This window comes from Pseudomonas sp. 7P_10.2_Bac1 (assembly GCF_025465935.1).
Taxonomy (GTDB): Bacteria; Pseudomonadota; Gammaproteobacteria; order Pseudomonadales; family Pseudomonadaceae; genus Aquipseudomonas.
Genome location: NZ_JANLNV010000012.1, coordinates 34,618 through 60,971 on the forward strand (window position 1 = coordinate 34,618; position 26,354 = coordinate 60,971).

Below are 26,354 nucleotides of genomic sequence, written 5' to 3' on the forward strand. Positions count from 1 at the left end.
GCGCAAGACCTCCACCGAATTTCGAATTACGAGAAGTGAAACCACTACCATGATGCGCAGCCATTATTGCGGCCAACTCAACGAAAGCCTGGAAGGCCAGGAAATTACCCTTTGCGGATGGGTTCATCGTCGCCGTGACCACGGCGGGGTGATTTTCCTCGATATCCGTGATCGTGATGGTCTGGCTCAGGTTGTGTTCGATCCTGATCGTGCTGAAACCTTCGCTGCTGCCGACCGTGTACGCAGTGAGTATGTTGTCAAAGTCACCGGCAAGGTTCGCCTGCGTCCGGCCGGTGCGGTCAACGCCAACATGGCTTCGGGCATGATCGAAGTATTGGGCTACGAGCTGGAAGTCCTCAACGAAGCAGAGACTCCGCCGTTCCCGCTCAATGAATTCTCTGACGTTGGCGAAGAAACCCGCCTGCGTTATCGCTTTATCGACCTGCGTCGCCCAGAAATGCTCGACAAGCTGCGTCTGCGTTCGCGCATGACCACCAGCATTCGTCGCTACCTGGACGAGAACGGCTTCCTGGACGTAGAAACACCTATCCTGACCCGTGCCACTCCTGAAGGGGCGCGTGACTACCTGGTGCCTAGCCGTACCCACGCGGGCTCTTTCTTTGCCTTGCCGCAATCGCCGCAACTGTTCAAACAGTTGCTGATGGTTGCCGGTTTCGACCGCTACTATCAGATCGCCAAGTGCTTCCGTGACGAAGACCTGCGTGCCGACCGTCAGCCTGAGTTCACTCAGATCGACATCGAAACCAGCTTCCTTGACGAAAAAGACATCATGGGCCTGACCGAAGGCATGATCCGCAACCTGTTCAAGGAAGTGCTGGATCTGGAGTTCGGTGAATTCCCGCACATGACCTTCGAAGAAGCCATGCGTCGCTATGGTTCCGATAAGCCGGACCTGCGTAACCCGCTGGAACTGGTAGACGTTGCCGATCAGCTCAAAGACGTGGAATTCAAGGTGTTCAGCGGTCCGGCCAACGATCCTAAGTGCCGTATTGCTGCCCTGCGTGTGCCTGGCGCTGCGAGCATGCCGCGCAAGCAGATCGACGACTACACCAAGTTTGTCAGCATCTATGGTGCAAAAGGCCTGGCGTACATCAAGGTCAACGAGCGCGCCAAAGGTGTTGAAGGCCTGCAATCGCCGATCGTTAAAAACATTCCTGAGGCCAACCTCAACGTGATCCTCGATCGCGTTGGCGCGGTTGATGGCGACATCGTGTTCTTCGGTGCCGACAAAGCCAAGATTGTCAGCGAGGCCTTGGGCGCTCTGCGGATCAAGCTCGGTCACGATCTGAACCTGCTGACCTGCGAGTGGGCACCGATGTGGGTGGTTGACTTCCCGATGTTCGAGGAGAACGACGACGGTAGCTTCAGCGCCTTGCACCACCCGTTCACCGCGCCAAAATGTTCGCCAGAAGAGCTGGAGGCCAACCCGGCTGGCGCTCTGTCGCGCGCTTACGACATGGTCCTGAACGGTACCGAACTGGGTGGTGGTTCGATCCGTATCCATCGCAAGGAAATGCAGCAAGCTGTATTCCGTCTGCTGGGCATCAACGAAGCCGAGCAAGAAGAGAAGTTCGGCTTCCTGCTCGATGCCCTGAAGTACGGCGCTCCACCGCACGGTGGTCTGGCCTTCGGTCTGGACCGTCTGGTGATGCTGATGACCGGTGCTCAGTCGATTCGTGAAGTGATTGCCTTCCCGAAAACCCAGAGCGCTGCATGCGTCATGACTCAGGCACCTGGCTTGGTGGATAACAAGGCGTTGCGTGAACTGCACATTCGTTTGCGCGAGCAGCCTAAGGCAGAGTGAGACTGACCTTCAAAGGCGCATCTTAGGATGCGCCTTTGTCATTGGGTCGAGCATTTTTATTGCGGGCCTGCGGTGCATGCCGAGGCTGGCAACGTTTCATCAAGGATTCGGAGTGGGTTATGGCAGGTCATTCTAAGTGGGCGAACATCAAGCACCGCAAAGAGCGTCAAGATGCCAAAAAAGGCAAGATTTTCACCAAGTGGATTCGTGAACTGACCGTTGCTGCCCGTCAGGGCGGTGGTGATCCGAACTCGAACCCGCGTCTGCGTCTGGCGCTGGACAAGGCGCTGGGCGCGAACATGAGTCGCGATATCATCGATCGCGCAATTGCTCGTGGTGCCGGCGCGGCCGATACCGACGATATGGTCGAGTTGAGCTACGAGGGCTACGGTCCGGGTGGTGTGGCGGTGATGGTCGAGTGCATGACCGATAACCGCAATCGCACGGCGGCTGCGGTGCGTCACGCATTCAGCAAGTGTGGCGGTAACCTGGGTACTGACGGTTCCGTGGCTTATCTGTTCGAGCGCAAGGGGCAAATCTCCTTCGCCGCGGGCGTTGATGAGGACACCTTGATGGAAGCTGCGATGGAGGCTGATGCCGATGACGTGGTGACCAATGAAGACGGTTCGGTTGATGTCTTTGCCTCGTTCTCGAGCTTTTACGCCGTTCGCAACGCGCTGGAAGCGGCGGGTTTTACCCCGGCCGATGCGGCAATCGTCATGCTGCCGACCACCAGTGCCGAGCTGGACCTGGAGGGCGCCGAAAAGGTTCTGAAGCTGATTGACATGTTGGAAGACCTGGATGACGTGCAAAACGTCTACTCCAACGCTGAAATCCCGGATGCGGTGCTGGAACAGTTGGCCTGATCCGAATCCATCCGACAGGAGGCCGGAGGTGCAACGTCACGATGCTTGTGGCGCTGTGCACCTCCGGCTTCTGCCTTTAAGCTGTCCGGGTATGTGCCGGCAGGCGTCACTTCATAAGCTGTAGGCGTTATGACTCTTATTCTTGGTATCGACCCGGGTTCGCGAATCACCGGTTATGGCGTGGTGCAAGACACCGGGCGTGGCTGTGTGTACGTGGCTTCGGGGTGTATTCGTACGGGAAGCGGCGAACTGCATGAACGTTTGCAGATCGTCTACCGTGGGGTGCGTGAGGTTATTCAAACCTATGGCCCGATAACGATGGGTATTGAAAAGGTGTTCATGGCCCGCAACGCCGACTCTGCACTGAAACTGGGGCAGGCCAGAGGCGCGGCCATTGTGGCTGGCGCCGAAGAAAGCCTGGAGATAGCTGAATACTCGGCAACCCAGATCAAGCAGGCCGTGGCCGGGACGGGCGGGGCAAATAAAGAGCAGGTGATGATGATGGTCATGCATTTGCTCAAGCTCACCACCAAACCGCAAATCGATGCTTCCGATGCATTGGCTATTGCGTTGTGTCATGCACACACTCGCTCGAGCCTCTTGCCTCACGGTCTTGGCGCGGCCCGCCGTCGTGGTGGGCGTTTACGGCTCTGAGCAAGACTGTTTAACCGAATTAAACTTGTTTGCAGGGCTGCGCCTGCAATGATGCGGCTCTGTTGTTCTACTTGTCAGCCATTGATCTGGCCAGAGAAAAGGATCTGAACGTGATTGGACGCTTGCGTGGCACTCTGGCTGAAAAGCAGCCGCCGCACTTGATTCTTGATGTAAATGGGCTGGGGTATGAGGTCGAGGTCCCCATGACCACGCTGTATCGTTTGCCTTCGATTGGCGAACCACTGACCCTGCACACGCACCTGGTGGTTCGCGAAGATGCCCAACTGCTCTATGGTTTCAGCGGCAAGCGTGAGCGTGATTTTTTTCGAGAGTTGATCCGGCTCAATGGTGTCGGTCCCAAGCTGGCTCTGGCCCTGATGTCCAGTTTGGAAGTTGATGAACTGGTGCGTTGCGTGCAGGCTCAGGACACCTCGGCCTTGACCAAGGTGCCGGGCGTTGGCAAAAAGACCGCCGAGCGATTGCTGGTCGAACTCAAAGACCGCTTCAAGGCCTGGGAGCAAGTGCCGAGCATGTTTGCGCTGGTGCCTAACCAGCCTGACGCGCCGGTGCCAGTGGCCAGTGCCGAAAGCGACGCGGTCAGCGCCTTGATTTCGCTGGGGTATAAGCCCCAGGAGGCGAGCAAGGCGGTATCGGCTATCAAAGACAAGACGCTGAGCAGTGAAGATATGATTCGCCGTGCCCTTAAGGGAATGATTTAAGTGATTGAAGCTGATCGTTTGATAACCGCCTCGAGTGGGCGAGACCGAGAAGAAGTGCAGGATCGTGCGATCCGCCCCTTGAGTCTGGCGGACTATATTGGTCAGCCTGCTGTCCGTGAGCAGATGGAACTGTTTATCCAGGCGGCACGCGGGCGTGCAGAGTCGCTGGATCACACGCTGATATTTGGCCCGCCCGGACTGGGCAAGACCACCCTGGCCAACATCATTGCTCAGGAGATGGGCGTATCGATCAAAAGCACCTCGGGCCCTGTGCTTGAGCGGCCCGGCGACCTGGCTGCGTTGCTGACCAACCTTGAGCCTCACGATGTGCTGTTTATTGATGAAATTCATCGACTGTCGCCGATCGTGGAAGAAGTCTTGTACCCGGCCATGGAGGACTTTCAGCTCGACATCATGATTGGCGAGGGGCCGGCAGCGCGCTCGATCAAGCTCGACCTGCCGCCTTTTACGCTGGTGGGGGCAACCACCCGTGCCGGGATGCTGACCAACCCATTGCGCGATCGTTTCGGGATTGTTCAGCGTCTTGAGTTCTATAGTACGGATGACCTGGCAACGATCGTCAGTCGTTCAGCAGGTATCTTTGGCTTGCCGCTGGATCCTGAGGGCGCCTTTGAGATTGCCCGTCGGGCGCGAGGTACGCCGCGAATCGCCAACCGTCTGCTGCGTCGAGTGCGCGATTTCGCAGAAGTACGGGCCAAGGGGCACATCACCCGCTCGGTAGCGGACCTGGCGTTGAACCTGCTGGATGTTGATGAGCACGGTTTCGATCATCAGGACCGGCGCTTGCTGTTGACGATGATCGAGAAGTTCGATGGCGGGCCGGTGGGTATTGACAGCCTTGCTGCGGCCATCAGTGAAGAGCGGCACACGATTGAAGATGTGCTGGAGCCTTATCTGATTCAGCAGGGCTACATCATGCGAACGCCCAGGGGGCGGGTGGTGACGCGACATGCCTACTTACACTTTGGTCTGAACATTCCATCGCGTCTGGGCGAAACCCCCGCGGTGGATGAGTTTCCGAACGCTGGGGATGATTAATTAAGCGCTCTGCAGGTGATTTTTTTAGGCTTTTTGCTGTCTCAAGGGCTGGCGTTAAAAAACTTGGGTATTAAAGTCTAAGAAGCGTAAAAAACAGTGGTTGGGCGGATTGGCAACCTGAGGAGTAAGCACTAGAGTATGCGCGCGCAAAACAGGCTTGAGCCGTTCGCACATCGCTGTCGCGTTTATTACGAAGACACCGATGCGGGTGGCGTCGTGTATTACGTAAATTATCTTAAGTTTATGGAGCGGGCTCGAACCGAAAGGCTGCGGGAGCTGGGCTTTGCCCAATCCGAGCTGGCAGGCCAGAACCTGTTATTTGTCGTGCATTCCAGCGAGGCGCGCTACCACGCACCGGCGCGACTGGACGACGAACTGTTGATAAGCGCACAAGTAATAGAACTCAACCGTGCCAGCCTGCGTTTCAAGCAGCAGGTCTGGCGGGCTGCGGATGCAACATTGCTCTGTGAAGGGCAGTTTTTGGTGGCCTGTGTGCGCGCCGATAGTTTTAAACCCCGGGCCATTCCCGAAGCCTTGCGTACGGCCTTTGCCGACGCAAGCGGCGCGGGTAAACATTTAGAGCAGGAGATAAAGCGTGGAAGCTAACGTCGTCGACCATTCCTCCATGTGGAGTTTGGTCAGCAATGCCAGCATTGTTGTGCAGTTGGTAATGTTGACCTTGCTGGCTGCATCGGTTACCTCGTGGATTATGATTTTTCAGCGCAGCACCATGCTGCGTGCCGGTCGACGTGCCCTGGATAGCTTTGAGGAGCGTTTCTGGTCGGGAATCGACTTGTCAAAACTGTATCGTCAGGCGGGTAGCAACCCGGACCCTGATTCTGGCGTTGAACAAATCTTCCGTGCCGGTTTCAAAGAGTTCTCTCGTCTGCGTCAACAACCGGGCGTTGATCCGGAAGCGGTGATGGAAGGCGTAGCGCGTGCCATGCGTGTCGCGATTTCGCGCGAAGAAGAAAAACTTGAGCAAAGCCTGCCATTTCTGGCAACCGTTGGTTCGGTCAGCCCGTATATCGGTCTGTTCGGTACCGTATGGGGCATCATGAACTCTTTCCGCGGTCTGGCAACTGCTCAGCAAGCGACTCTTGCGACCGTTGCGCCGGGCATTGCCGAAGCACTGGTTGCGACAGCGATTGGTCTGTTTGCTGCTATTCCTGCGGTTATTGCTTACAACCGTTTTTCTGCGCGTAGCGAAACGCTGATTAGCCGCTACTACACCTTCGCCGATGAGTTCCAGGCGATCCTGCACCGTAAAGTGCACACCAGCGAAGAATAAGCAGGTAATTTCCAATGGCTTTAATCGCTCGAGCTCGCAAGAAGCGCAAGCCGGTTGCCGAAATGAACGTAGTGCCTTACATCGACGTGATGCTGGTACTGCTGGTGATTTTCATGGTGACTGCACCGATGCTCAACCAGGGTGTGAAAGTTGATTTGCCCAAGGTCTCCAGCGAGGCCCTGCCGCAAGACAATAACACCCAGGTTCTGACAATTTCGATCAAGGCTGACAAGACCTACTACTGGAACCTTGGCAGTGAAGTTGATACCGAAAAACAAATGGACAAGGCGATGACCTTGCCTCAGATGACTGACGCGGTGACCAAGATCATTCGCGCGGGCAACGAGGGCGGCAAGCAGACGCAGGTGTTCATTCGCGGCGACAAATCCGTGGATTACGGCGCTGTAATGGGTGCCATGGGTGGCCTGCAAAAAGCCGGGGTCGGTAACGTTGGCTTGATTACCGAGGCTCCCTGATGCGCGACCAGCGGGAGCCGTCCGCCTCTGAAAATTATTTTTGGCCTACCGTTTGGGCTGTAGGGCTGCACGTCCTGATTTTCGGCATGCTGTTCGCCAGCTTTGCCATGACGCCAGAATTGCCGCCCGCAAAACCGATTGTTCAAGCTACTTTGTATCAACTGAAGTCAAAAAGTCAGGCGACGACCCAAACCAATCAAAAGATTGCGGGCGAGGCAAAGAAATCTGCTGCGCGCCAGACTGAAGTCGAACAGATGGAGCAAAAGAAGGTTGAGCAGGAAGCTGTAAAAGCCGCGGAACAAAAGAAACAAGAGGCTGCCGACAAGGCGGCTGAAGCCAAAAAAGCTGATGAGGCCAAGAAAGCAGACGAGGCGAAGAAGGCCGACGAGGCTAAAAAAGCCGATGAAGCCAAAAAGGCCGACGATGCCAAAAAAGCTGCTGATGCTAAAAAGGCTGAAGAGAAAAAATTGGCTGACATAGCCAAAAAGAAAGCTGAGGACGAAGCCAAGAAAGCCGCTGAAGAAGAGGCTAAAAAACAGGCTGCCGAAGACGCCAAGAAAAAGGCCGCTGAAGACGCTAAGAAAAAAGCGGCTGAAGATGCCAAGAAAAAGGCTGCAGCAGACGAGGCGAAGAAGAAAGCTGCCGAAGATGCCAAGAAGAAAGCTACTGCCGATGCTGCCAAGAAAAAGGCGGTAGAGGCTGCGCGTAAGTCTGCCGAAGAGAAAAAGGCTCAGGCCTTGGCGGATCTGCTTTCTGATACGCCGCAACGGCAACAAGCCTTGGCTGATGAGCAGGGTGATGAGGTCGCCGGTAACTTTGATGACCTGATTCGCTCGCGAGCGGCAGAAGGTTGGGCTCGCCCACCGTCAGCGCGGAAAAACATGAAGGTTGTGCTGCAGATTGGCATGTTGCCAGATGGCACGGTAACGTCTGTGACGGTTGCCAAGTCCAGTGGTGATGGGCCGTTTGACAGTTCAGCTGTGGCGGCGGTCAAGAACATTGGTCGTTTAACAGAAATGCAAGGCTTGAAGCCTAGCGATTTTAATCCTTACCGATCATTCAAGATGACATTCACACCTGAGGATCTAGCCTTGTGATTAAATTTTTTCGAGGACTGCTCGTCATCGTCTGCTGCATGGCAGGCATGGCTGTAGCTGAAGAAAAGAACATCCTGGTTACCAGTGGTAGCGACCGGGCAACGCCTATTGCAGTCGTACCGTTCGGCTGGCAGGGCGGTACCGTCCTGCCGGACGACATCGCTGAAATTGTGGGTAACGACTTGCGTAACTCCGGTTACTACGCGCCTATTCCAAAGCAGAACATGATCAGCCAGCCGACCCAGGCCAGCGAAGTCATTTTCCGTGACTGGAAAGCGCTGGGGGCTCAGTACGTAATGGTCGGTAATATCGTACCGGCAGGCGGTCGCCTGCAGGTGCAATATGCCCTGTTCAACGTGTCGACCGAGCAACCGGTATTGACTGGCAGCGTGTCGGGTACCACCGAGCAACTGCGTGACATGGCGCACTACATTTCTGATCAGTCATTCGAAAAACTGACCGGTATCAGAGGTGCATTCTCAACCCGTCTGCTGTACGTGACGGCTGAACGTGCCAGCACCAACAACACCCGTTACACCTTGCAGCGCTCCGACTATGATGGCGCGCGCGCGGTCACTCTGTTGCAGTCGCGTGAGCCAATCCTGTCGCCACGCTTTGCCCCTGATGGCAAGCGCATCGCTTACGTATCGTTTGAGCAGAAGCGTCCGCGTATCTTTGTTCAGAACATTGATACCGGCCATCGCGAGCAGGTCACCAACTTTGAAGGCCTGAACGGTGCCCCTGCGTGGTCGCCGGATGGTTCGAAGCTGGCGTTCGTACTGTCTAAAGACGGCAACCCGGACATCTACGTGATGAACATGGCTTCGCGCCAACTGACTCGCGTGACCAACGGTCCTGGCATCAACACCGAGCCGTTCTGGGGCAAGGATGGTTCGACCATCTACTTCACGTCTGACCGTGGCGGCAAGCCGCAGGTCTACAAAACTGTCGTGGGTAGCGGTGCTGCAGAGCGTGTGACCTTTATCGGTAACTACAATGCCAACCCTAAGCTGTCGGCGGATGAAAAGACGCTGGTGATGATTCACCGTCAGGACGGATTTACTAATTTCCGTGTTGCGGCTCAAGATTTGGAAAGAGGAAGTGTAAAAATCCTCACAGATACTAACCTTGATGAGTCAGCTACTGTTGCGCCCAACGGCACCATGGTAATCTACGCCACCCGCCAGCAGGGCCGGGGAGTCTTGATGCTCGTGTCTATCAATGGACGCGTAAGGCTCCCTCTTCCTACCGCTCAAGGCGAAGTCAGAGAACCTTCCTGGTCCCCTTACCTGAACTGACGTGGTGAAAGATTTAAGTTGCACATAACACTTGGGGTTCATTAGGAGTTTTACGATGGAAATGCTGAAGTTTGGTAAATTCGCTGCGCTGGCACTGGCCATGGCTGTAGCTGTAGGTTGCTCGTCCAAAGGCGGCGACAATGCCGGTGAAGGCGCTGCTGTTGATCCAAACGCTGGTTACGGCGCAAACACAGGCGCTGTTGATGGTTCCCTGAGCGAAGAAGCTGCTCTGCGCGCCATTACTGTTTTCTACTTCGAATATGATTCTTCGGACCTGAAACCAGAAGCAATGCGCGCTCTGGACGTTCACGCTAAAGACCTGAAAGCGAGCGGCGCTCGTGTTGTTCTGGAAGGTAACACTGACGCCCGTGGTACTCGTGAGTACAACATGGCTCTGGGCGAGCGTCGTGCGAAAGCCGTTCAACGCTACCTGGTACTGCAAGGTGTTTCTCCAGCACAGCTGGAGCTGGTGTCCTACGGTAAAGAGCGTCCAGTTGCTACTGGCAACGACGAGCAGTCGTGGGCTCAGAACCGTCGCGTCGAACTGCGTAAGTAATTCGTCATGCGAACGTGCCGTCGTGCTGTAACTATTCTGACTCTCAGCCTCATGCCGCTAGCGGCATGGGCTGCGGTTCCTGTGGTTGATGACAACTCTGGCTATAACAATAGCGGGGGGAGTAATCCGTCACCGGGTTATGGTGCGAGCGGCGCCTATGCCGGGGGAGGGGCTTCGGCCCCTGTCTCGGCACAGGGCGAACTGTTCAACCAGTTGCAACAAATGCAGGATCAGATCTCGCGCCAACAGGGTGTGATCGAAGTTTTGCAAAATGATATTTCACGCATGAAGCAAGAAAGCCTGGAGCGTTACCAGGAACTTGATCGGCGTATTGGTACGGGCACGGCGCCTGCTGCTGCCGCACCTGATAATTCTGCTACCGGTGGTGCTACCGCCGGTAATACAGCAGCGCCTGCGTCTCAGGCTGCTGCCAGCTCGGAACCGGGTGATCCGGCGAAAGAGAAGCTCTATTACGATGCTGCTTTCGATCTGATCAAGGCCAAGGATTTCGACAAGGCGAGTCAGGCGTTTGCCGCCTTTCTACGCAAATATCCAAACAGCCAGTACGCGGGTAATGCCCAGTATTGGCTAGGTGAAGTCAGTTTGGCCAAAGGCGACCTGCAAGGCGCGGGTCAAGCGTTCGCCAAAGTGAGCCAGTTGTATCCCAAGCACCCCAAGGTGCCGGATTCGCTCTACAAGCTGGCTGATGTAGAACGTCGATTGGGCCATACCGACAAGGTTAAAGGTATCTTGCAGCAGGTTGTTGCACAGTACCCGGGTACGTCGGCGGCACAGTTGGCACAGCGTGATTTGCAGCGCATGTAAGTCACACGAAGCTTTTATCGAGAAACCCGCACTTGTCGCGGGTTTTTTCGTTAGAATCCACGCCCTTTTATGAAATACGCTCTTCTGGGTCCCGCGAGTGCAGATCCTTTAGAGTGCCTGACGGAGGCGGACAGCCTGTTTAGCTGTTACGCCCGTGGCGGATATGCAAGACACATTGAGAATTACCGAAGTTTTTTACTCTTTACAGGGTGAAACGCGAACGGCTGGCCTGCCCACCGTTTTTGTTCGTCTGACTGGCTGCCCCCTGCGCTGCCAATATTGCGACAGTGCCTACGCCTTCAGTGGCGGGACAGTGCGCTCACTCGACAGCATTCTTCAGCAAGTTGCCGACTTCCGGCCACGTTACGTGTGTGTGACCGGTGGCGAGCCATTGGCACAGCCCAATGCCATTCCCTTGCTTAAACAGCTGTGCGATGCGGGTTACGAAGTGTCCATCGAGACCAGCGGAGCTCTGGATATTTCTGCCGTCGACTCGCGAGTCAGTCGCGTACTCGACCTGAAAACACCTGGCTCCAAAGAGTCCCATCGCAACCTTTACGAAAACATCGCCTTGTTGACGCCGCATGATCAGGTCAAGTTCGTGATCTGCTCACGCGAGGACTACGACTGGGCGGTGTCCAAGCTGATTGAATACGGCTTGGAACGACGGGCAGGTGAAGTGCTGTTTTCGCCGAGCCACCACGACTTGCCGGCTCGTGATTTGGCCGACTGGATTGTGGCGGACAACTTGCCTGTACGTTTGCAAATGCAGTTGCACAAATATCTTTGGAATGACGAGCCGGGGCGCTGAAATGACTGAACAAACTGTTGTCACTGAAAAAAGAGCGGTGATCTTGCTGTCCGGCGGTCTGGACTCAGCCACGGTCGTTGCCATGGCTCGTGCACAAGGCTACAGCTGCTACACCATGAGCTTTGACTACGGTCAGCGACATCGTGCCGAACTCAATGCTGCTGCGCGAGTAGCAAGAGATCTGGGCGCAATTGAACACAAAGTCATTGGTTTGAACCTGGATGGTATTGGTGGCTCGGCCCTGACTGATAGCTCCATTGATGTCCCTGAGGCACCGAGCGAAGGTATTCCGGTCACCTATGTGCCAGCGCGTAACACGGTCTTCCTGTCATTGGCCCTGGGCTGGGCAGAAGTGCTGCAAGCGCGAGACATCTTCATTGGTGTCAACGCAGTAGATTACTCGGGCTACCCGGACTGCCGTCCGGAATTCGTCGAGGCCTTTGAAGTCATGGCGAACCTGGCGACCAAAGCGGGCGTCGAAGGGCAAGGGTTCCACATCAAGGCACCGTTGCAAAACATGAGCAAGGCACAAATCGTCCAGGCTGGTGTGAAACTCGGCGTGGATTACTCCCTGACCGTATCGTGCTATCAGGCAGATAATGAGGGCCGAGCTTGTGGGAAATGTGACAGCTGCCGTCTGCGCGCAGAAGGCTTCCACGCTGCCGGCGTTTCGGACCCAACGCGTTATTTTTGAATTATTTCAGATTTATTTTTAACAAGGTGTTGAATTCTCGTTAAAAATCAGTATTATACGCACCACAACGAAGCGGGTCGTTAGCTCAGTTGGTAGAGCAGTTGGCTTTTAACCAATTGGTCGTAGGTTCGAATCCTACACGACCCACCATATGCAACACCAAAACAGCCGGTAAGCACCTCAGGGTCTACCGGCTTTTTTGTGCTTGAAATTCGGTGGGGCGATAGCATTGAAAAAGCGTTGCAACCATGCCGTTGTTGCAGGTTTTTGCTCATAGAAGATGTGTCGTCGGCCGCGCGCTTGTTCAGCAGTTTGTATTCGGCCTCGGTCACATCACCTGCAATCAACCATTAACTATTTATCAGGCTGCATTAAAAGACTTCCTTCAAGAAGGTTAATGCGCAGCCTCTTAATAGTGGGGGGAATCGCTCGCTTCGCCCACACGGAAGGTATCAAATTGGCCTGTCCACAACCCTTGCATTCCAGACTTCCCGATAACGTTCGCGCCAACCCGGACTGCCTTGATCCAGCCACGCTAATGTCGCCTCAATCGTATCTGCGCTTATGATGAAGTGTTTGATATGTTCTGTGATCCGTTCATGCGACAGATGCAGTGCGTCCAGGTAGGCATTGAAGGTATTCGCCAACACAACGTATTCATCGCCTTGCTGGCGGCGCCCCGTCCATGCAGGTAAACCCGCGACCATTGCGCCAACATCCTGGCGACCTTCGCGTAGATCGAGAAGCAAAATGCTCGCACCGCCATCGCGTCCGATCGGCAACATCCCCGTAGCCGGGAATCCAGGTTCTTTGCGCAGTTGTTCCAGCTCAAAAGGGTTGGATTCATACGCTTCGCCGGGCTGCAGCCCGTACAGCATAAAACTCAGCAATTCCTCTTCGCCATTGCTCATAGTGGCCAGCACGTCGTAATCCAACGTGCCTCCGTTGCATTCCTTGAGAAACTGCCGGTAATCGTCCGGCAGGCGCGCGCCGAGTTGAGCCTCCAGATGCTCGATGGCAAGGTCGGATGCGCCGTCTCGGGTGTCGTCAAAGATCAATCCACGATAGTTAGTCATTGTGGGCTCGAAAATACTTGTTAAAAATCATATTAGAGTGCTCACTCGCCAGTTTCGATGTGTTTTGTAGAGGTCAATTAATTCCAGACACCGGATCCTCTCAACGCCCGGAGATCGCCGCCTCAGGAGGCGATCTCGGGACGTCCTTTTGCCCAGAAGGGCGCCCAGCTCCATTACGGTTTCTTGCGTTGATAGACTGCAACATACACCGGGTTAATTAATTTTTCGAAGGACAGACAATGCTTATCGTATTCAGCGGCCTTCCCGGCACGGGGAAGACCACTATCGCCAAGGATCTCGTAGATACAATAGGTGCCGTCTACCTGAGGATCGATACGATTGAACAAGCCATTAGAAACTCCGGTGCTCTTGCACATGACGTGGGGCGCAGTGGCTATATGGTCGCGAATGAGCTTGCGCTGAGTAATCTTCGTCTAGGCCATACGGTCATCGCGGACTGTGTAAACCCTGTGGCCGAGAGCCGAATAGCGTGGAGTGAGGCCGCCTCAAAGGCAGGTGCTCCGTTAGTCAATATTCAAGTGATTTGCTCGGATAAAAATGAGCATCGACGGCGGGTAGAAACAAGGCAGGTTGATATCCCGGGGTTGACCCCACCCAACTGGCAGTCTGTGCTGGAGCATGAATATGAAGCCTGGGCCGAAGCTCCTTTTTGCATAGATACCGCTATGACTTCACCCGCGCAAGCGGTAGCGATGGTCACCAAACGTTTATTGGGCTGTGAGTAGCAGCGGTTAAATCCATGGTGATAGGTGCGATTAGCAGACACTTACAACGTAAATGGAGGTGCCGCTAGGCATGACTATGCTCTTGGATTGTTTTGATTTGCGACGGAATGCGCGTTTAGCCGAAGGACAAAACCCCACCCAGCAGCGATGGGGTGACGCTAAATTCACACTTCTACAGGGGGAGCTATAGCCGTTAGTACCGAAACCCGCGTAAGTCCTTCCTGTGTGTGTATTCCAGCTTTGCCTACTGGTCATCAATTCCCAGAGCCTTTTGGGTCACACTCAGACTTTTGAAATCGTCGCCCGACGCTTCTGGCGTTGCGACTCCAGCCAGATCACCAAGGCCAGCAAACCACCGCCGGCGATTAGCAGGCTGAGCAGCCAACCCAGGGTTTCGGCTAGTTGGGTAAAGAACAGTGTGTACAACTGTATGATCAAAAACGTTAAGCCATACCCCACCAACATGCCGAACCGCTGGCGCAGTCCCACTGTTAACACGCCGAGGCTAACCAGCGCCCAAAGCAAGTTGAACATCAGCAGTTCACCGTCCTCGGCAAAATACCACGGCCCGTCGATCAAGCCGTAACTGCCAAACAGCGACAGCAACCACAGGGACATTTCACCGACAAACAAACCGCAGGAAATCCAAACCTTGGCAAACCCGCTATAGCGGCCCGGCAACCCAGCCTCACATCGAAGATGCACGGCCCCCGCAGCCACCAGCAGCGCTGCAGCGCCGAGAAAACGCAGCGGATAGTTCATGCCGAACCAGTAGGCGCCCCAGCCGGATACATAGCCACTGCGGCCACCAAACCAGACAAAAAACAACACGCTGCACAACGTCAGCAGCAACACATTGCCCAAGGCATAGCTGAGCACCAGCAGCACTAGCAGATCGATCAGCAGCAGCGCCGGCCAGTTGCCGGAGCCATCCGAATAGATCATGCCGACCACAAAGCTCACACCGATCAACGCAAAGCCCCCCAGCAACTCGGCGGTGCTTCCCAACATCCTCAAGCCTTTGCCGGGCAACCAGCGACCCACGGCGAACAGGCCCAGGGTCAGCACCGACAGGCTGATCGCCAGTTTGGGCAGGGTGAACGTCAGGTGCTCACGCAGAAGTATCAGCAGACCGGCCGCCAGGCTAATGGCACCGAAGGTCATAAACCAACGCCCGAGTGAGCGCCAGTCCCATCGGGTCAAGGGGTACAGCTCACCGATGCGGTTATGGGCAGCGGGATCGATTTGCCCCTCACGAAGCCATTGATCAAGAGCATCGTGGACTTGTCGATTGCGGCGATCCGGGCTCATGAGCGATTCTCCCTGGCACGTAGCGCCGCGCGCTCAAAGACCCATCCCAACAAAATCCCCACTATCCCGGCCGCCGCGAAGAAAGCCGCGACACTCAGGCGGTCCCAGGCGTATTCATAAAAACGCGTGTACAGGTCGATACTCAAAAACACCACACCAAACCCGGTGAAGCTGGGGTGCTTGAAACGAGCGCCGATTACCAACTGGCTGATGGCCCCAACGGTGAATAGCAGTATCCAGAACCCCGATTGGGACGAGGTGTAATTGTCCAGGCTTAGAAACCACAGCGAGCAGTTGAAGTAGAGCAGTCCGGAAATCACATACAAACGCCCGAAACCGCTGAAGTGGCGTAACGGCCCTTCTTCCGCCTGCTGGTGCCAAAGCCCTAGAAGCGCTGCTAGCCCGGCGATCACCGCCATGGCGCGCGGGTCCTGGATGTTGAACATATATGATCCGCCACCGGCATACTGCTCCCAGGAGCCCAGGCCGTGAAAGGTGCACAGTAGTCCCAGAAACAATGGCCAGCGTAGGCGATAACGATAGGCCGTGACCACGCTCAGCAAGGCAGTGACCAGCAGCGCCAGAGGAATACGATCCAGCCCGCCCGTATCGTCGCCAATGCCACCGAGTAACAGACTGCCACCAATCAGCATCAGGCCGATGGTCAAAATGGCCACACCGGTCACCGGCGTACGCCGCGCCGGATCACGAGCCAGACGCACTCCCACCCACCACAACACCCCACCGGCGATAAAAAACAGCACCGCACCGAGAGTGACCGATTCACTGAGAAGGCTCACGCCACCTAGAATGGCCATGCCAATCAGCAGTACCGCTCCGATGCCCAGCCATTGCAACACCGTCGATAACAGTTGGCCGGGACGCTGATAAGGCGCGCTCAGTCGCTCCTGGGTTTGCAGATCGATCAAACCTCGGTGCTGCCAGTCGGCAATCTCGTGAACCATTAGCTGCTGCGTGGTTTTTCTCATGGGGATCAGGCACCGCACTATTGTTTGGATGACGGGGTGTTGGAGTATAGGCTGCTAATTACGCTGAATATCCAGGGCCGGGCCAGGAGCTACTATGGCTATATTCAGACTACTCAAACTAATCAGCAGTCCCCTGTGAATTATGGAGTTTGCCTCGCAGTTTAAATTGAGATCACATTGATTGTTGAGGTCCCAGTAATTGCAATTAACCGGTGGGACGTGCACATATTCCACAGCCCTCCCAGATTAAATCGGCAACCCCGCTGCCAGTATTGTGTCGCGCAACTCAGCTCAGCGGCTCTACTGGATCGAGTATGTTGCTGAACAACGCTTTGATTTCAGTGTGCCTGGCGTCAAATTGCTCTACTAGATCTTTAAGATGGTATCCATGGCGCGTCAGGGTTGGTTCGAGGTCATCCTGTTTACGTGACAGAACCGATTCAACCAGCTCCGTCGAGACAGGTTTCTCGCCTGTCAGGTAACCGGCCTCATAACCGGCTTGGCTCAGAGGTAACGTCAATCCATAGAGCTTCACTTCAAACCGCATGCTCTTCTCCTGCTCTTTTATGGCGCAAGTAGGCTTTGATGCGACCTGGGACATCACGGCGTCTCAGGGTTTCACTCAGCAGCTCGTGGATGAATGCTTGATTTTCGGTCGAGAGTTTAGATAACGGTTACACGAGTTCATCGGCAATAGCGAGTTTGGCTGCGATCACGCGAGGAAACTGATACTCGCGGGCTTCGGAATTGAAAGAAATAGTAACTCCACTTAAGCATTAAAGGTGTAGGAGTATTCCGAATGTCTATTTTGTTTGCTCTACCTACAGCGGGTTCGTAAAAAGCCGTCCGTGCATCTGGCATGTGTTTTCATTACGAAAGAGTTGCTGTCGCACTGCCTTTGGGCGTTCCCCTCTGCTGCGCTGCGGGCTTTCGCGGCATATTCTCCGTCGCAAGCACTTACACCTATGGGTGAGCGCCGAGAATTTTATGTGCCATGGCAATCAGCCCCATTTTACGAGGGCGATTAGCCCGGTCTTCAGACACGTTAATAAGCGCCAGGAAGTGATCGGGGTCAAAGGCGATCACTTGCTCATGCAGTTTTTTTGTAAAGGCCGAGGATCTGAATCGGATTCTCACAGGCCGGGCATACCGCAAAGTGTAACGACCCTTTTTAGGGTTTGCCGTAAGCGTCCGGCGAAGGCACATTTCAAGAGGCTACGCTGTGATCGTTAAAGATTGAGGTTCCCAACATGAAGTGTCAGATTCGCCCCGCAACAGGCGCAGATACAGCAGCGATTAGCCGTGTAGTGATCGCCGCTCTGCGTGAGTCAAATTCACAGGATTACTCACCTGACGTTATCGCTCAGGTGGAACGCAGCTTTGCTCCTGAAGCCGTCAGCGCACTGCTCGATAAGCGCAAGGTTTTCGTAGCCGTACAAGGCAAAATTATTATTGGGACTGCAAGCCTCGACGGTGATGTTGTTAGAAGCGTTTTCGTTGATCCTGCTTACCAAGGTGGCGGTATCGGTCGGCAGTTGATGGATGTCATTGATGCTACTGCTGCCAGCGCTGGTGTTGGAGCGTTGCGGGTGCCGTCGTCGATTACGGCGCAGAAGTTTTACGCTGCGTTGGGTTTTCAGAAAATTCGCGACGAGTTTCACGGGGCTGAGCGCACCGTCGTCATGGAAAAACGGCTTGAGGGTTAGTTCCGGCTTTTCACCCACTTATGCGGCAGCAAACTGATCGCCACGGTGAAGCCGACCAACAACAGATAGCTGGTGAATGCCGGGAAACCACCCGTTGCCTGAGCGCCCCTCTGCCGAGTAACTCCCCAACAGCTCAACGGGATCTCGTGGTTGGGCACGGCTGAGGGGCAGATAGTTTTCCAGGCCGTGGCGGATACGCTCGATGTCATCGGCCAAACGCAGATAGTCAATGAAGTGGCGCTGACCCGGCTCGTCAGCGACTTGAGCACTGCGGCGAGCGGTGTCATCCAGAGTATTGAGCTGGCGGATCATGATTGCCAGGTTGGAGTGTTCAGAGGTGGAGGTGGTCGCTGCATGAGCGATCGGCAGGCCGCACCCGCAGTAAGCGTATGGCAAACCCGTCTTGACCAGACGACTTTGGGCCGCTGTGATAATTTGTTGCATATCGTCGGGCAAGAAATGTACGTTTTACCAGTCGGCCTAACACTCACACAAACACGTCGTTTAGCAGGAGCTACATGGACGAGCTAAGAGTTTTCAGCAACACCCACTGGATAGTGACTCATCGGCGAGATTCACGTTACGACGGGTATTTGATAATTTCATCTGAAGAGACGGCTTCAGGTCTCAGCGATTTGAGCGATGAAGCGATGTCATCTCTCGGTTTGGTGATGAAAACCTCGGAGCGTCTGTTGGCAAAGGTGTATTCCCCCTACAAAGTAATGTTCTACAAATTGGGATTTTCTCCTGGTTTCAACGCACATTTTCATGTCGCTCCAGTCTCAGAAGACTTGCTCGCAGAGATATCAAAACACCCCGGTTATTCCGACAATCCTGACGGTAATGACGCAATTGTTTTTCTAAGTCGAGAATACTGTGAAAGACCTCTTACCGCTGGCGAAGCAGAAAAACAGCTCTCGGCGGTTCATTTGCTCAAGGCCTCTCTGTGACTAAGATACTTTCGCGTGGATAGGCGTGTACCCACTTATGCGGTAGCAGTTGCTCGATTTCACTTGCTCGCTGCGTCGGCAGGCGCGTGAGCACATCCTTTAGATAGGCGTACGGGTCATGACCATTCAGCCACGCTGACTGAATCACACTCATGATCGCCGCAGCCCTTTTTCCGCTGCGTAGCGATCCGGCGAAGAGCCAGTTCTTACGCCCAAGAGCCCACGGTCGGATCTGGTTCTCGGCCCAGTTGTTGTCTATGGGAACGGCGCCGTCATCAAGGTAGCGCGACAGCGCTGCCCAGCGTTTCAAGCTGTAATCGAGTGCCCTGCTGATAGCCGAACCTTCGGGCACAGCAGCACGCTGGGCGATCATCCACTCATGCAACCTAGTCATCACCGGCACGGCTTTTTCTTGCCGTATTCGGCGCCGTAAATCCGGCTCCAGGTCGCGCACTTCACTCTCGATTTCGTAAAGCAACTGGATGTAGAGTAGGGCTTGCTCGGCGAGCATGCTCTTGTTGGTGGCATGTAGTTCGAAGAATTTGCGCCGCGCATGGGCCATGCAGCCGATCTCGGTTACGCCGAGTTCGAAACTGGCCTTGTAGCCGCCAAAATCATCACAGACCAACTTGCCCTTCCAGCCTTGCAGGAAGTTGCGAGCATGCTCTCCGGCGCGGCTGGGGCTGAAGTCGTAAACCACCGCTGCCAATTCCGAGAACTGGCTGGTGGCGTAGGCCCAAACATAAGAACGGTGGGTTTTCTTCGAGCTCGGAGCGAGCATCTGTACGGGTGTTTCATCGGTGTGGATGACTTGCTGTCCAAGCACTACGTTGCGTAGTGCATCGACCAGAAGCTGCAACTGCACGCCCGTCATGCCAACCCATTGAGCCAACGTTGAACGTGGAATCGCCAAGCCAGCTCGACCGAAAATCGACTCCTGGCGGTAAAGCGGAAGATGATCGGAATACTTAGCGATCATGACGTGGGCAAGCAACCTTGCGGTCGGGATGCCCTTGTCGATGACCTGCGCTGGAACGGGTACCTGGATCAGTGTTTCGCAGTCATCGCATACCCACTTGCCACGGACATGGCGTTCAATGGTAAACACGCCTGGCGTGTAGTCCAGCCTCTCGCTGACATCTTCACCGATGCGCTTGAGTGCGCAGCCACATGGGCAACGAGTGTTGCCAGGCTCGTGATAGATCAAAGCGCGTGGAAATTCGGCTGGCAACGCAGTGCGTTTGGGCTTTTGCTTTTTCTCGGTCGCCGCTGGCACTGTTTGCAAAGCCAGAAGCTCGGCTTCAATCGCCGCGATATCGGTATCGATCAGATCATCGAGCAAGCTCGCCTGCTGCGGACTCAACTGCTCGCTGCGCTTGGCAAACTTCAAACGCTTGAGTTGTGCGATCTCGTGAGTCAGCTTCTCGATAACCGTTTGATCGAGGTTGATCTTCTTGCCCATGGTCTCGACTTGCTGGTCGAGTGTCTCGACACGCTGTATCAACTGCGACGCCAAGGCGCGCAGTTGTTCAGGATTCAGGCGGTCGAGATTGGGGAGAGTCATGGTGCAGATTTTGCTAAAGCAGGCAGTTCGAGGCGATAGGCCGATGGGGTAATGGCAACCGTTACAGCACTGTGATCGCAGCACCAAAGCCCACGCGTTGCCAAGGCAAGCCCAACACCAAAGCCTGGAGTTGCTCGGTATCCAGCTCCATTTCAGAACCATGACGAGCGCCTGGCCAGTGTAACTTGCCTTGATTTAACCGGCGAGCAGCCAGCCAGATGCCAAGCCCGTCATGCACCAAGACTTTCATCCGAGTGGCGCGGCGGTTGGCGAATAGGTAAGCACAGTGCGATCACTCTTTCCAACGCTGTCTCGTTACCGGCGCGCATATCCATTGGCTCGGTGGCGAGCCAGATGGAATCGATGCGAATCATCGGGGCAGGTCTCGAAGAAAGGTTGCGCAGGCAGCGGCACCTTCAGTTGGTCAGTTAATTGCTGGCCCAGAAGCTGTTGACAATAATGCCAGTCCTTTCAGTGTTGCTGCGCTTGTCGTCCATAACCAAGAAGCGCTTCAGGTCATGACATTTACCGCGTTGACGATAGTAAACGCTTCAGAGCCCCAGCATTGAGCCGACATCCAACATCACTTGCAGCCCAATAACAAAGCCATTACCACTTAACTCTCGGGCGCCAGGGTTGTAGAAGTTGTCCGGATTGATCAAGTACTGCACGCTCGGCTCAATGGACAGATTGCGGCTAAGGGCAAAGTGACCGTTAGCTTCCAGCGCAAATACATTCCGATCGCCCAGGCGCGTGTCGCCGTTGTTGTCGGTGCGCACCCGCCGCTGAAATTCCAGTTGGTGCGGATTGATTCGCAGGTAGCTGGTCTTAAAGTTGAGCTTGTCCTGGGGCCGGTCGAAGGGCGCGAGATAGGTCAATCCGGCTTCGGCAAAATGGCTGAAGGGCTGTTTATCATCCGCGGCCGCCGATAGCGAGCCGAATGCTTGCACTCCTTGCATGTTGGCGCGCCACAGTGTTTGACGGAACTTGAAGAACGCCCCGGAAGTACCGTGGCCACTGGCACCGGTCAAGGGATCGACCTGCTTTGAGGAGTTGAAGTAAGCATTGAGTTCGTACTGGGTGGTGTCGTCGCCCGGCTTGCTACCGATCCCCACCAGGAAGCTGGTACCGCTGGCGTCGTCGGTGCTCAAGTCCAGACCCTTGCGTTTTTTCAGGTAGTCCGTCGGGTTGGACTCGAACGCCCCCGTATGTACGTACAGGCTTGGGTTCAACTGGTATTTAAGGTAACCGCCCCAGGCGCCGTAGGGCGGTGGCAGTATGCCGGTGGAGGTATCGATGATCGGGTCATTGCAAGTGACCACGCTTTCGCAGTTGTAGATGTAGAAATAGCGCCGGGCATTGGTGCGTCCCAGTTGCAGGTCGAGCCGGCCGTCGAGCCATTTTTGTTCGAAGGTGAGCAGACTCAGTTGGTTGCTGGTGATGTCGTTGTGAAGCGGTGCCCCGCCGAAATAACTGCCGACGGCACCTTGCCAGTTTCGTGAGGTCGGTTGTCCGGTGCCCTTATCAAGGATGTAGACCGTTTCTTCGACATGCAATGCCGAACCATCAAGCCCGGCCAGAGTGCCGAGGTTGATATCCGCGCCGATGAACAGGTCGCCACTGTTGCCAAAACTGTTAGGCCTTGGTCCGATGTTGAGGTTCTTCATCGACAGGTTCCAGAACTGTACGTGAGTATTAACGCCGTTCAGCTCGAGTTGTTCACCGAGTCCGGCCAGCGGCCCGGTGCGGGTATTCTCGGCGCAATACGCAGACAGACTCAGGATGCTGGTGCAGAACAGGATTGGCATGATGCAAAGGGTTTTCATGGAAAGGTACTCGTCTTGTTATTATTTTTTATGAACATCCGCCTGCGCCATGCAGGCGATTCCAAGATGTGGCCAGCCTGCTTCGATAAGGCGTCAGACGCAGAGGTAGCCGCCGTCCACCGCCAGCACGGCGCCAGTGATGAAACTGGCGCCATGGCTGCCAAGGAACGCGGCGGCACTGGCCACTTCAACTGACTCGCCCCATCGGCCCAGCGGTGTACGTTGCATGATCCGGCCCGAGGCTTCGACGTCAGCCTTGAGGCCTGCACCCAACGGCGTGTCGATCCAGCCAGGTGCGATGGCGTTGACTCGAATGCCTTCGGCAGCGTATTCGCATGCCAGTGACTTCGTCAGTTGCACGATGGCGCCTTTGCTGGCGCTGTAGGCCGGGCGATCGGCTGAGCCGAAGGTGCTGAACATCGACGCGATGTTGAGGATGCTTCCGCCTTGTCTCGCCAACAGAGGTCGCGCTAACTGGCAAGTGAGCATGGCGGCGGTCAGATTAAGGCGTAACACTCGTTCGAAGGTCGCCAAGTTGTATTCGTCACGGTCGCGACTGATGCCGGCGCAGTTCACTAGCACGTTCAGGCCAGTCAGTTCGGCGAACACCTGCTCCAGTTGTTGGCTGTCGGTGATGTCCAGTTCCAGGTGTCGTACCCGTGGGTGGCGTAGTGCGTGTTCGCCGTCAGCGGCTAGGCCAACAGCCAGGACCTCGGCGCCGAGCTCTGCGAAATGGACGGCAATCGTGGCCCCGATGCCGGAGGTGCCGCCGGTGACTAGCACCTGCTGGTGCGAATAGAGATTGTCCTGAAAAACCATACGTTGCTCCTTAGGCGTCGGCCAGTTCTGGATTGGGGTTGACCAATATTTTGATTTGCGACTTATCACGCATCAGCGCTTCGAAACCGTGTATCACCGCCTGGTCCAGGGATACGCTACGAGTCACCGCACGGGTCAGGTCGAGATGGCCGTCGGCGATTAAGGCGATCAGTTCGGGATAGACGTTCCGGTAGCCGACACTGCCAAGCAGGCGCAGCTCGCGGTTGACAAGGTCGAAGGCGTTCAGCCGGACCTCGCCCATAAGGCTTACCAAGATCAATTCGCCGCCCTTGCGCAGGCTTGCCAGGGCGGCGTTGAGACTGGCCTGACTGCCTGCAGCCTCAAAAGCACAATCCATGGCACCGCCTTCTCGCAACTGCGCTGCCATGTCTGCGTCCCTGGCGTCGAGCAACTGAGTGGCGCCGAATTTACCGGCCATGGCTAGGCGTTCCGGGCTGAGGTCGACGACGGTGATGTCGTCCACGCCGCGAAGTCGTGCCAGCATCACCAGCAGCAAACCGATCGGGCCGAGGCCGAACACCACGCAGCGTTGCCCGGGTATCAAGCTGCTGCGGCGCAAAGCGTGCAGGGCGACGGCAGCTGGTTCGAGCACGGCTGCCTGGCGCAAGCTCACGGTCTCCGGCAGGCGGTGCAACATATAGGCCGGTACCCGTGCCCGCTCAGCGAATCCTCCGTCTCCCATCAGGCCGATGAAGCCCATCGACTCGCAGAGGTTGTAGCGGCCTTCCAGGCAGTAGCGGCATTCGCCGCAGCGGTATTCCGGCTCTACCGCTACCCGGTCGCCGATCTTCAGGTCCACGACGTCGGCGCCTAAGGCGCTGACTACGCCGCAAAACTCGTGACCGAGGGTCAGCGGCGCGCGGCAGCAAGATAGGGGATGGGGCTCGACTTGGGGAATTGAGTGCGGTCCGTCTTGGTATTCGTGCAGATCGCTTCCGCAGATTCCGCAGTAGGCGACCCGTAGTTCGACTTCACCAGTGCCGGGCTTTTGGAGTTCTAGGTCGCTCAGGCGCAGGTCGCGAGCGGCATGCCAGCGTAGCGCTTTCATGGTTGCTCTCCTTGCATAGCGTTAGTAATCGGAGCACCCCGGCGAGCTAGTATGGCTGGCGCAGTTTCTCGCAGGAACAGTGATAGGAGCGCGGAGAGCAGGGCGCCTCCGCAGGATATCCACATGACGATGGACAGGCCGAAGTGATCAGCCGCGAAGCCTGCGATGGTGGGGGCGACGAAGCCGCCGATCAGTTCCCCCAACCCCATGATCATGCCGAGGGCCGTGGCAACAATTGTGCGTGGTACGGTCTCTGCCGGAATGGTGGCCATGAAGAGGGTGAAGCAGCCGAGCCCGGTATAAGTCAGCAGCAATAGCAGGCCAAGACTGGTGGCGTCCGGTGCGTAGAGCATGGCCATCGGGCAGCAGGCAGCGAGCAGGGAGAAGATAATCAGGGTCGGCCGGCGGCCGATGCGATCGGAGATCGCTGGCACGGCAAAACCCCAGACTACCCATGCGACGCCCAGGCAGCTCATCAGGTTGCCCATGGTGCTCGGGCTGAATCCGCGGGTATTAACCAGGAAGATTGGTGTAAAGGAGATCAGTACGATGAACCACGTGACGAACACGCAACTGATCAGGGTGCAGAGCAGGATATTACGGCTCTTCAATAGAGCCAGGCGACTGCCTTTCGGAGCGTCTGCGCTGACTGCAGGCACTTTTTCGCGGGCTGGGTCCGGGCGTACATAGCGCCAGATCAACCAGGCAATTATCAATCCAGGCAGCAATGAGATGATGAAGGCATGGCGCCAACCGAAGGCCTGGGCCAAGGCTACGAGCAACGGCGGGCCAATGACCGCTCCCAGCAGACCGGCTGCCGAGCCCTGCAGCAGGCCCATATTCAAACCGCGCCGATGCGGTGAAGAGGCCTCCACCATCAAAGATTGCGAGAGGGGCAGGATCGGCCCTTCGGCAAGGCCCATGATGCCGCGGAACAGCAGCAGACTGAGGAAACCGCCAACGAGGCCGGACAGCGCTGAGCACAATGAGAACAGGATCACCGCAGCAACCAGCAACGGCTTGCGATGACCGCGACGATCTGACCAGGCACTGACCAGCGCGCCGGACACCGCCCAGGCCAGGGCGAGCACTGAAGAAAGCATGCCTAGATGGCTGTTGCTCAGTTGCAGCTCATCCTGCATGAAGGGGAAAAGGAACGACAGCGCGAGACGGTCGAAGAAGACGAATCCGAAGGTCAGGAACAACACGCTGAGGAGGACGTTTTCGTAACTGGCGGATTTTTTATTATGTGCCATGTCTGTCTCCAGGCCGGGTAGGCCGGCCAGCAGGGAGGGCGCGTCGTTAAGAGACGGCGCGCCTCAGATCAGCGAAATAGGGAGTCGATATAAGCGGCGCCAACACCGATCTTCTCGTAGTGCTCTCGGCACATGGCGATGTAGTCGTGGACGTCGAAGACACCATCAGGGTTACCCTTTTCGTCGAGCCAGATCAGCGGACCTTTGACGATGAAGAACGCGCGCATCGGCTCTTCGTGCTCGTAGGCAACCAAGGTATGACCTTCGCCGGGTGTTTCGTAGACGAAGTCGCCAGCGGTGGCGGTCCAGTCATGTTCCAAGTAGCCCCACTTGCCGCTGATGGTGTAGGCGAACACCTCATGAGGGTGATAGTGTCGGTTGACCAAGCCCGCTGTCGTCGACATCAAGATGTCACACCAACGGTTCTCACTTGGCGAGATCCACAGCGGCCGGGATTTCACGGTTTCGGTAAAGGGCGCGTAGAGGGTCTCATCCTCGGTCGGCGCGTTGTGCAGGTAGACTTCCGGTTTTGCGTCGGGCTTGAAACAGTTAGGGATGGGTTGCAGGTCTTTCCAGAATTCACGGTTAGGAGCTTCGGGCATGATTGGTATCTGACGTTGTTATTGGAAAGGCGAATATAACGAGAGTCAGATGAGCGGGTTTGACCCTGTCGGCCAGGATGTTTCCCTTTTTCGGACATAGCTGGTACGGAATCGATGTAGCTCTCTGCCGTCGATCATGCGGGCGATTGACGGCAACCATGATTAAGCTCTTAATTTCTGTGTACTACGGAACGTTCCGATTGATCGAAAATCGTTGATGGTTTGGTCCGGGCGCCTTACTTGGAACCTGGGAGGTTCACGTACCATTC

27 protein-coding genes, 1 tRNA gene and 2 pseudogenes are annotated in these 26,354 nt (G+C 55.8%); 18 read left to right on the forward strand and 12 right to left on the reverse strand.

Going from position 1 to position 26,354, the window contains the following annotated elements; genetic code table 11:
* Positions 1 to 49 precede the first annotated feature (49 nt).
* From aspS to NTD86_RS03065, 15 genes are all read left to right on the forward strand, one after another.
* A complete protein-coding gene (aspS, locus tag NTD86_RS02995; protein WP_262200666.1) occupies positions 50 to 1,825 on the forward strand; it encodes an aspartate--tRNA ligase in 1,776 nt (591 codons plus the stop codon).
* 119 nt (positions 1,826 to 1,944) lie between these two features.
* Positions 1,945 to 2,691: a YebC/PmpR family DNA-binding transcriptional regulator gene (locus tag NTD86_RS03000; RefSeq protein WP_262200667.1), complete on the forward strand. Its 747-nt coding sequence runs from the start codon at positions 1,945 to 1,947 to the stop codon at positions 2,689 to 2,691.
* Positions 2,692 to 2,820: 129 nt separating this feature from the next.
* Positions 2,821 to 3,345 (forward strand): crossover junction endodeoxyribonuclease RuvC, encoded by a 525-nt coding sequence (gene ruvC / locus NTD86_RS03005; RefSeq protein ID WP_262200668.1) that lies wholly within the window; start codon positions 2,821 to 2,823, stop codon positions 3,343 to 3,345.
* 110 nt (positions 3,346 to 3,455) lie between these two features.
* Positions 3,456 to 4,064, forward strand: a complete 609-nt coding sequence (gene ruvA / locus NTD86_RS03010) for a Holliday junction branch migration protein RuvA (protein ID WP_048370816.1) — start codon at positions 3,456 to 3,458, stop codon at positions 4,062 to 4,064.
* Complete coding sequence (gene ruvB, locus NTD86_RS03015) at positions 4,065 to 5,123, forward strand: Holliday junction branch migration DNA helicase RuvB (RefSeq protein ID WP_262200669.1); 1,059 nt, start codon at positions 4,065 to 4,067, stop codon at positions 5,121 to 5,123.
* 138 nt (positions 5,124 to 5,261) lie between these two features.
* Positions 5,262 to 5,729: a tol-pal system-associated acyl-CoA thioesterase gene (ybgC, locus tag NTD86_RS03020; protein ID WP_262200670.1), complete on the forward strand. Its 468-nt coding sequence runs from the start codon at positions 5,262 to 5,264 to the stop codon at positions 5,727 to 5,729.
* Positions 5,719 to 6,414, forward strand: coding sequence for a protein TolQ (gene tolQ / locus NTD86_RS03025; RefSeq protein WP_262200671.1), 696 nt, complete (start codon positions 5,719 to 5,721; stop codon positions 6,412 to 6,414). The genes ybgC and tolQ overlap by 11 nt, the downstream gene beginning before the upstream one ends.
* Positions 6,415 to 6,437: 23 nt before the next feature.
* Entirely contained in the window at positions 6,438 to 6,890 is a 453-nt protein-coding gene (tolR, locus tag NTD86_RS03030) for a protein TolR (RefSeq protein WP_262200740.1), read from the forward strand.
* Positions 6,890 to 7,987, forward strand: coding sequence for a cell envelope integrity protein TolA (gene tolA, locus NTD86_RS03035; protein ID WP_262200672.1), 1,098 nt, complete (start codon positions 6,890 to 6,892; stop codon positions 7,985 to 7,987). Before tolR ends, tolA begins: the two co-directional genes overlap by 1 nt.
* A gap of 38 nt (positions 7,988 to 8,025) precedes the next feature.
* Positions 8,026 to 9,285 carry a Tol-Pal system beta propeller repeat protein TolB gene (gene tolB, locus NTD86_RS03040; protein WP_262200741.1) on the forward strand — a complete coding sequence of 420 codons (1,260 nt, stop codon included), beginning with the start codon at positions 8,026 to 8,028 and terminating at the stop codon, positions 9,283 to 9,285.
* A gap of 55 nt (positions 9,286 to 9,340) precedes the next feature.
* Positions 9,341 to 9,841, forward strand: a complete 501-nt coding sequence (gene pal, locus NTD86_RS03045) for a peptidoglycan-associated lipoprotein Pal (protein ID WP_048370547.1) — start codon at positions 9,341 to 9,343, stop codon at positions 9,839 to 9,841.
* A gap of 6 nt (positions 9,842 to 9,847) precedes the next feature.
* Positions 9,848 to 10,666, forward strand: a complete 819-nt coding sequence (gene ybgF, locus NTD86_RS03050; protein ID WP_262200673.1) for a tol-pal system protein YbgF — start codon at positions 9,848 to 9,850, stop codon at positions 10,664 to 10,666.
* A gap of 163 nt (positions 10,667 to 10,829) precedes the next feature.
* On the forward strand, positions 10,830 to 11,477 hold the full coding sequence (gene queE / locus NTD86_RS03055) for a 7-carboxy-7-deazaguanine synthase QueE (RefSeq protein WP_262200674.1): 648 nt from the start codon (positions 10,830 to 10,832) through the stop codon (positions 11,475 to 11,477).
* A gap of 1 nt (position 11,478) precedes the next feature.
* On the forward strand, positions 11,479 to 12,171 hold the full coding sequence (gene queC, locus NTD86_RS03060; protein ID WP_262200675.1) for a 7-cyano-7-deazaguanine synthase QueC: 693 nt from the start codon (positions 11,479 to 11,481) through the stop codon (positions 12,169 to 12,171).
* A 74-nt stretch (positions 12,172 to 12,245) separates the two neighbouring features.
* Positions 12,246 to 12,321: transfer RNA gene (locus NTD86_RS03065), tRNA-Lys, on the forward strand.
* A gap of 302 nt (positions 12,322 to 12,623) precedes the next feature.
* Here the strand turns inward: NTD86_RS03065 and NTD86_RS03070 are convergent.
* Positions 12,624 to 13,247: an SMI1/KNR4 family protein gene (locus NTD86_RS03070; RefSeq protein WP_262200676.1), complete on the reverse strand. Its 624-nt coding sequence runs from the start codon at positions 13,245 to 13,247 to the stop codon at positions 12,624 to 12,626.
* 239 nt (positions 13,248 to 13,486) lie between these two features.
* Here NTD86_RS03070 and NTD86_RS03075 point away from each other — a divergent pair, with 239 nt between their 5' ends.
* Entirely contained in the window at positions 13,487 to 13,993 is a 507-nt protein-coding gene (locus NTD86_RS03075) for an AAA family ATPase (protein ID WP_262200677.1), read from the forward strand.
* A gap of 282 nt (positions 13,994 to 14,275) precedes the next feature.
* Here the strand turns inward: NTD86_RS03075 and NTD86_RS03080 are convergent, their stop codons facing one another.
* The 3 genes and pseudogenes from NTD86_RS03080 to NTD86_RS03090 form a co-directional block, all read right to left on the reverse strand.
* Complete coding sequence (locus NTD86_RS03080; protein WP_262200678.1) at positions 14,276 to 15,304, reverse strand: DUF2157 domain-containing protein; 1,029 nt, start codon at positions 15,302 to 15,304, stop codon at positions 14,276 to 14,278.
* The gene (locus NTD86_RS03085) at positions 15,301 to 16,293 is read right to left on the reverse strand and encodes a hypothetical protein (protein WP_262200679.1); all 993 of its coding nucleotides are present in this window, start codon (positions 16,291 to 16,293) and stop codon (positions 15,301 to 15,303) included. Before NTD86_RS03085 ends, NTD86_RS03080 begins: the two co-directional genes overlap by 4 nt.
* A gap of 246 nt (positions 16,294 to 16,539) precedes the next feature.
* Positions 16,540 to 16,783 (reverse strand): annotated as a pseudogene (locus tag NTD86_RS03090) (AAA family ATPase); the annotation flags it as partial.
* Between the two features lie 760 nt (positions 16,784 to 17,543).
* On the opposite strand from NTD86_RS03090, the gene NTD86_RS03095 reads away from it, so the two are divergent.
* On the forward strand, positions 17,544 to 17,999 hold the full coding sequence (locus tag NTD86_RS03095) for a GNAT family N-acetyltransferase (protein WP_262200681.1): 456 nt from the start codon (positions 17,544 to 17,546) through the stop codon (positions 17,997 to 17,999).
* Positions 18,000 to 18,017: 18 nt separating this feature from the next.
* Here the strand turns inward: NTD86_RS03095 and NTD86_RS03100 are convergent, their stop codons facing one another.
* Positions 18,018 to 18,443: an RAQPRD family integrative conjugative element protein gene (locus NTD86_RS03100; protein ID WP_262200682.1), complete on the reverse strand. Its 426-nt coding sequence runs from the start codon at positions 18,441 to 18,443 to the stop codon at positions 18,018 to 18,020.
* A gap of 74 nt (positions 18,444 to 18,517) precedes the next feature.
* On the opposite strand from NTD86_RS03100, the gene NTD86_RS03105 reads away from it, so the two are divergent.
* On the forward strand, positions 18,518 to 18,949 hold the full coding sequence (locus tag NTD86_RS03105) for a hypothetical protein (protein WP_262200683.1): 432 nt from the start codon (positions 18,518 to 18,520) through the stop codon (positions 18,947 to 18,949).
* Here the strand turns inward: NTD86_RS03105 and tnpC are convergent.
* From tnpC to NTD86_RS03140, 7 genes and pseudogenes are all read right to left on the reverse strand, one after another.
* Positions 18,933 to 20,513, reverse strand: coding sequence for an IS66 family transposase (gene tnpC, locus NTD86_RS03110; RefSeq protein WP_262200684.1), 1,581 nt, complete (start codon positions 20,511 to 20,513; stop codon positions 18,933 to 18,935). The two genes, NTD86_RS03105 and tnpC, sit on opposite strands and share 17 nt — an antisense overlap.
* Positions 20,514 to 20,574: 61 nt before the next feature.
* A pseudogene (gene tnpB / locus NTD86_RS03115) lies at positions 20,575 to 20,790 on the reverse strand (IS66 family insertion sequence element accessory protein TnpB); the annotation flags it as partial.
* Positions 20,791 to 21,064: 274 nt separating this feature from the next.
* Positions 21,065 to 22,339 (reverse strand): carbohydrate porin, encoded by a 1,275-nt coding sequence (locus NTD86_RS03120; protein ID WP_262200685.1) that lies wholly within the window; start codon positions 22,337 to 22,339, stop codon positions 21,065 to 21,067.
* A 93-nt stretch (positions 22,340 to 22,432) separates the two neighbouring features.
* On the reverse strand, positions 22,433 to 23,158 hold the full coding sequence (locus NTD86_RS03125; protein WP_262200686.1) for an SDR family NAD(P)-dependent oxidoreductase: 726 nt from the start codon (positions 23,156 to 23,158) through the stop codon (positions 22,433 to 22,435).
* A gap of 10 nt (positions 23,159 to 23,168) precedes the next feature.
* Positions 23,169 to 24,227 (reverse strand): 2,3-butanediol dehydrogenase, encoded by a 1,059-nt coding sequence (locus NTD86_RS03130; RefSeq protein WP_262200688.1) that lies wholly within the window; start codon positions 24,225 to 24,227, stop codon positions 23,169 to 23,171.
* Entirely contained in the window at positions 24,224 to 25,483 is a 1,260-nt protein-coding gene (locus tag NTD86_RS03135; protein ID WP_262200690.1) for an MFS transporter, read from the reverse strand. The genes NTD86_RS03130 and NTD86_RS03135 overlap by 4 nt, the downstream gene beginning before the upstream one ends.
* 68 nt (positions 25,484 to 25,551) lie before the next feature.
* Positions 25,552 to 26,085 carry a 2,4'-dihydroxyacetophenone dioxygenase family protein gene (locus NTD86_RS03140; protein WP_262200691.1) on the reverse strand — a complete coding sequence of 178 codons (534 nt, stop codon included), beginning with the start codon at positions 26,083 to 26,085 and terminating at the stop codon, positions 25,552 to 25,554.
* Positions 26,086 to 26,354: the final 269 nt, after the last annotated feature.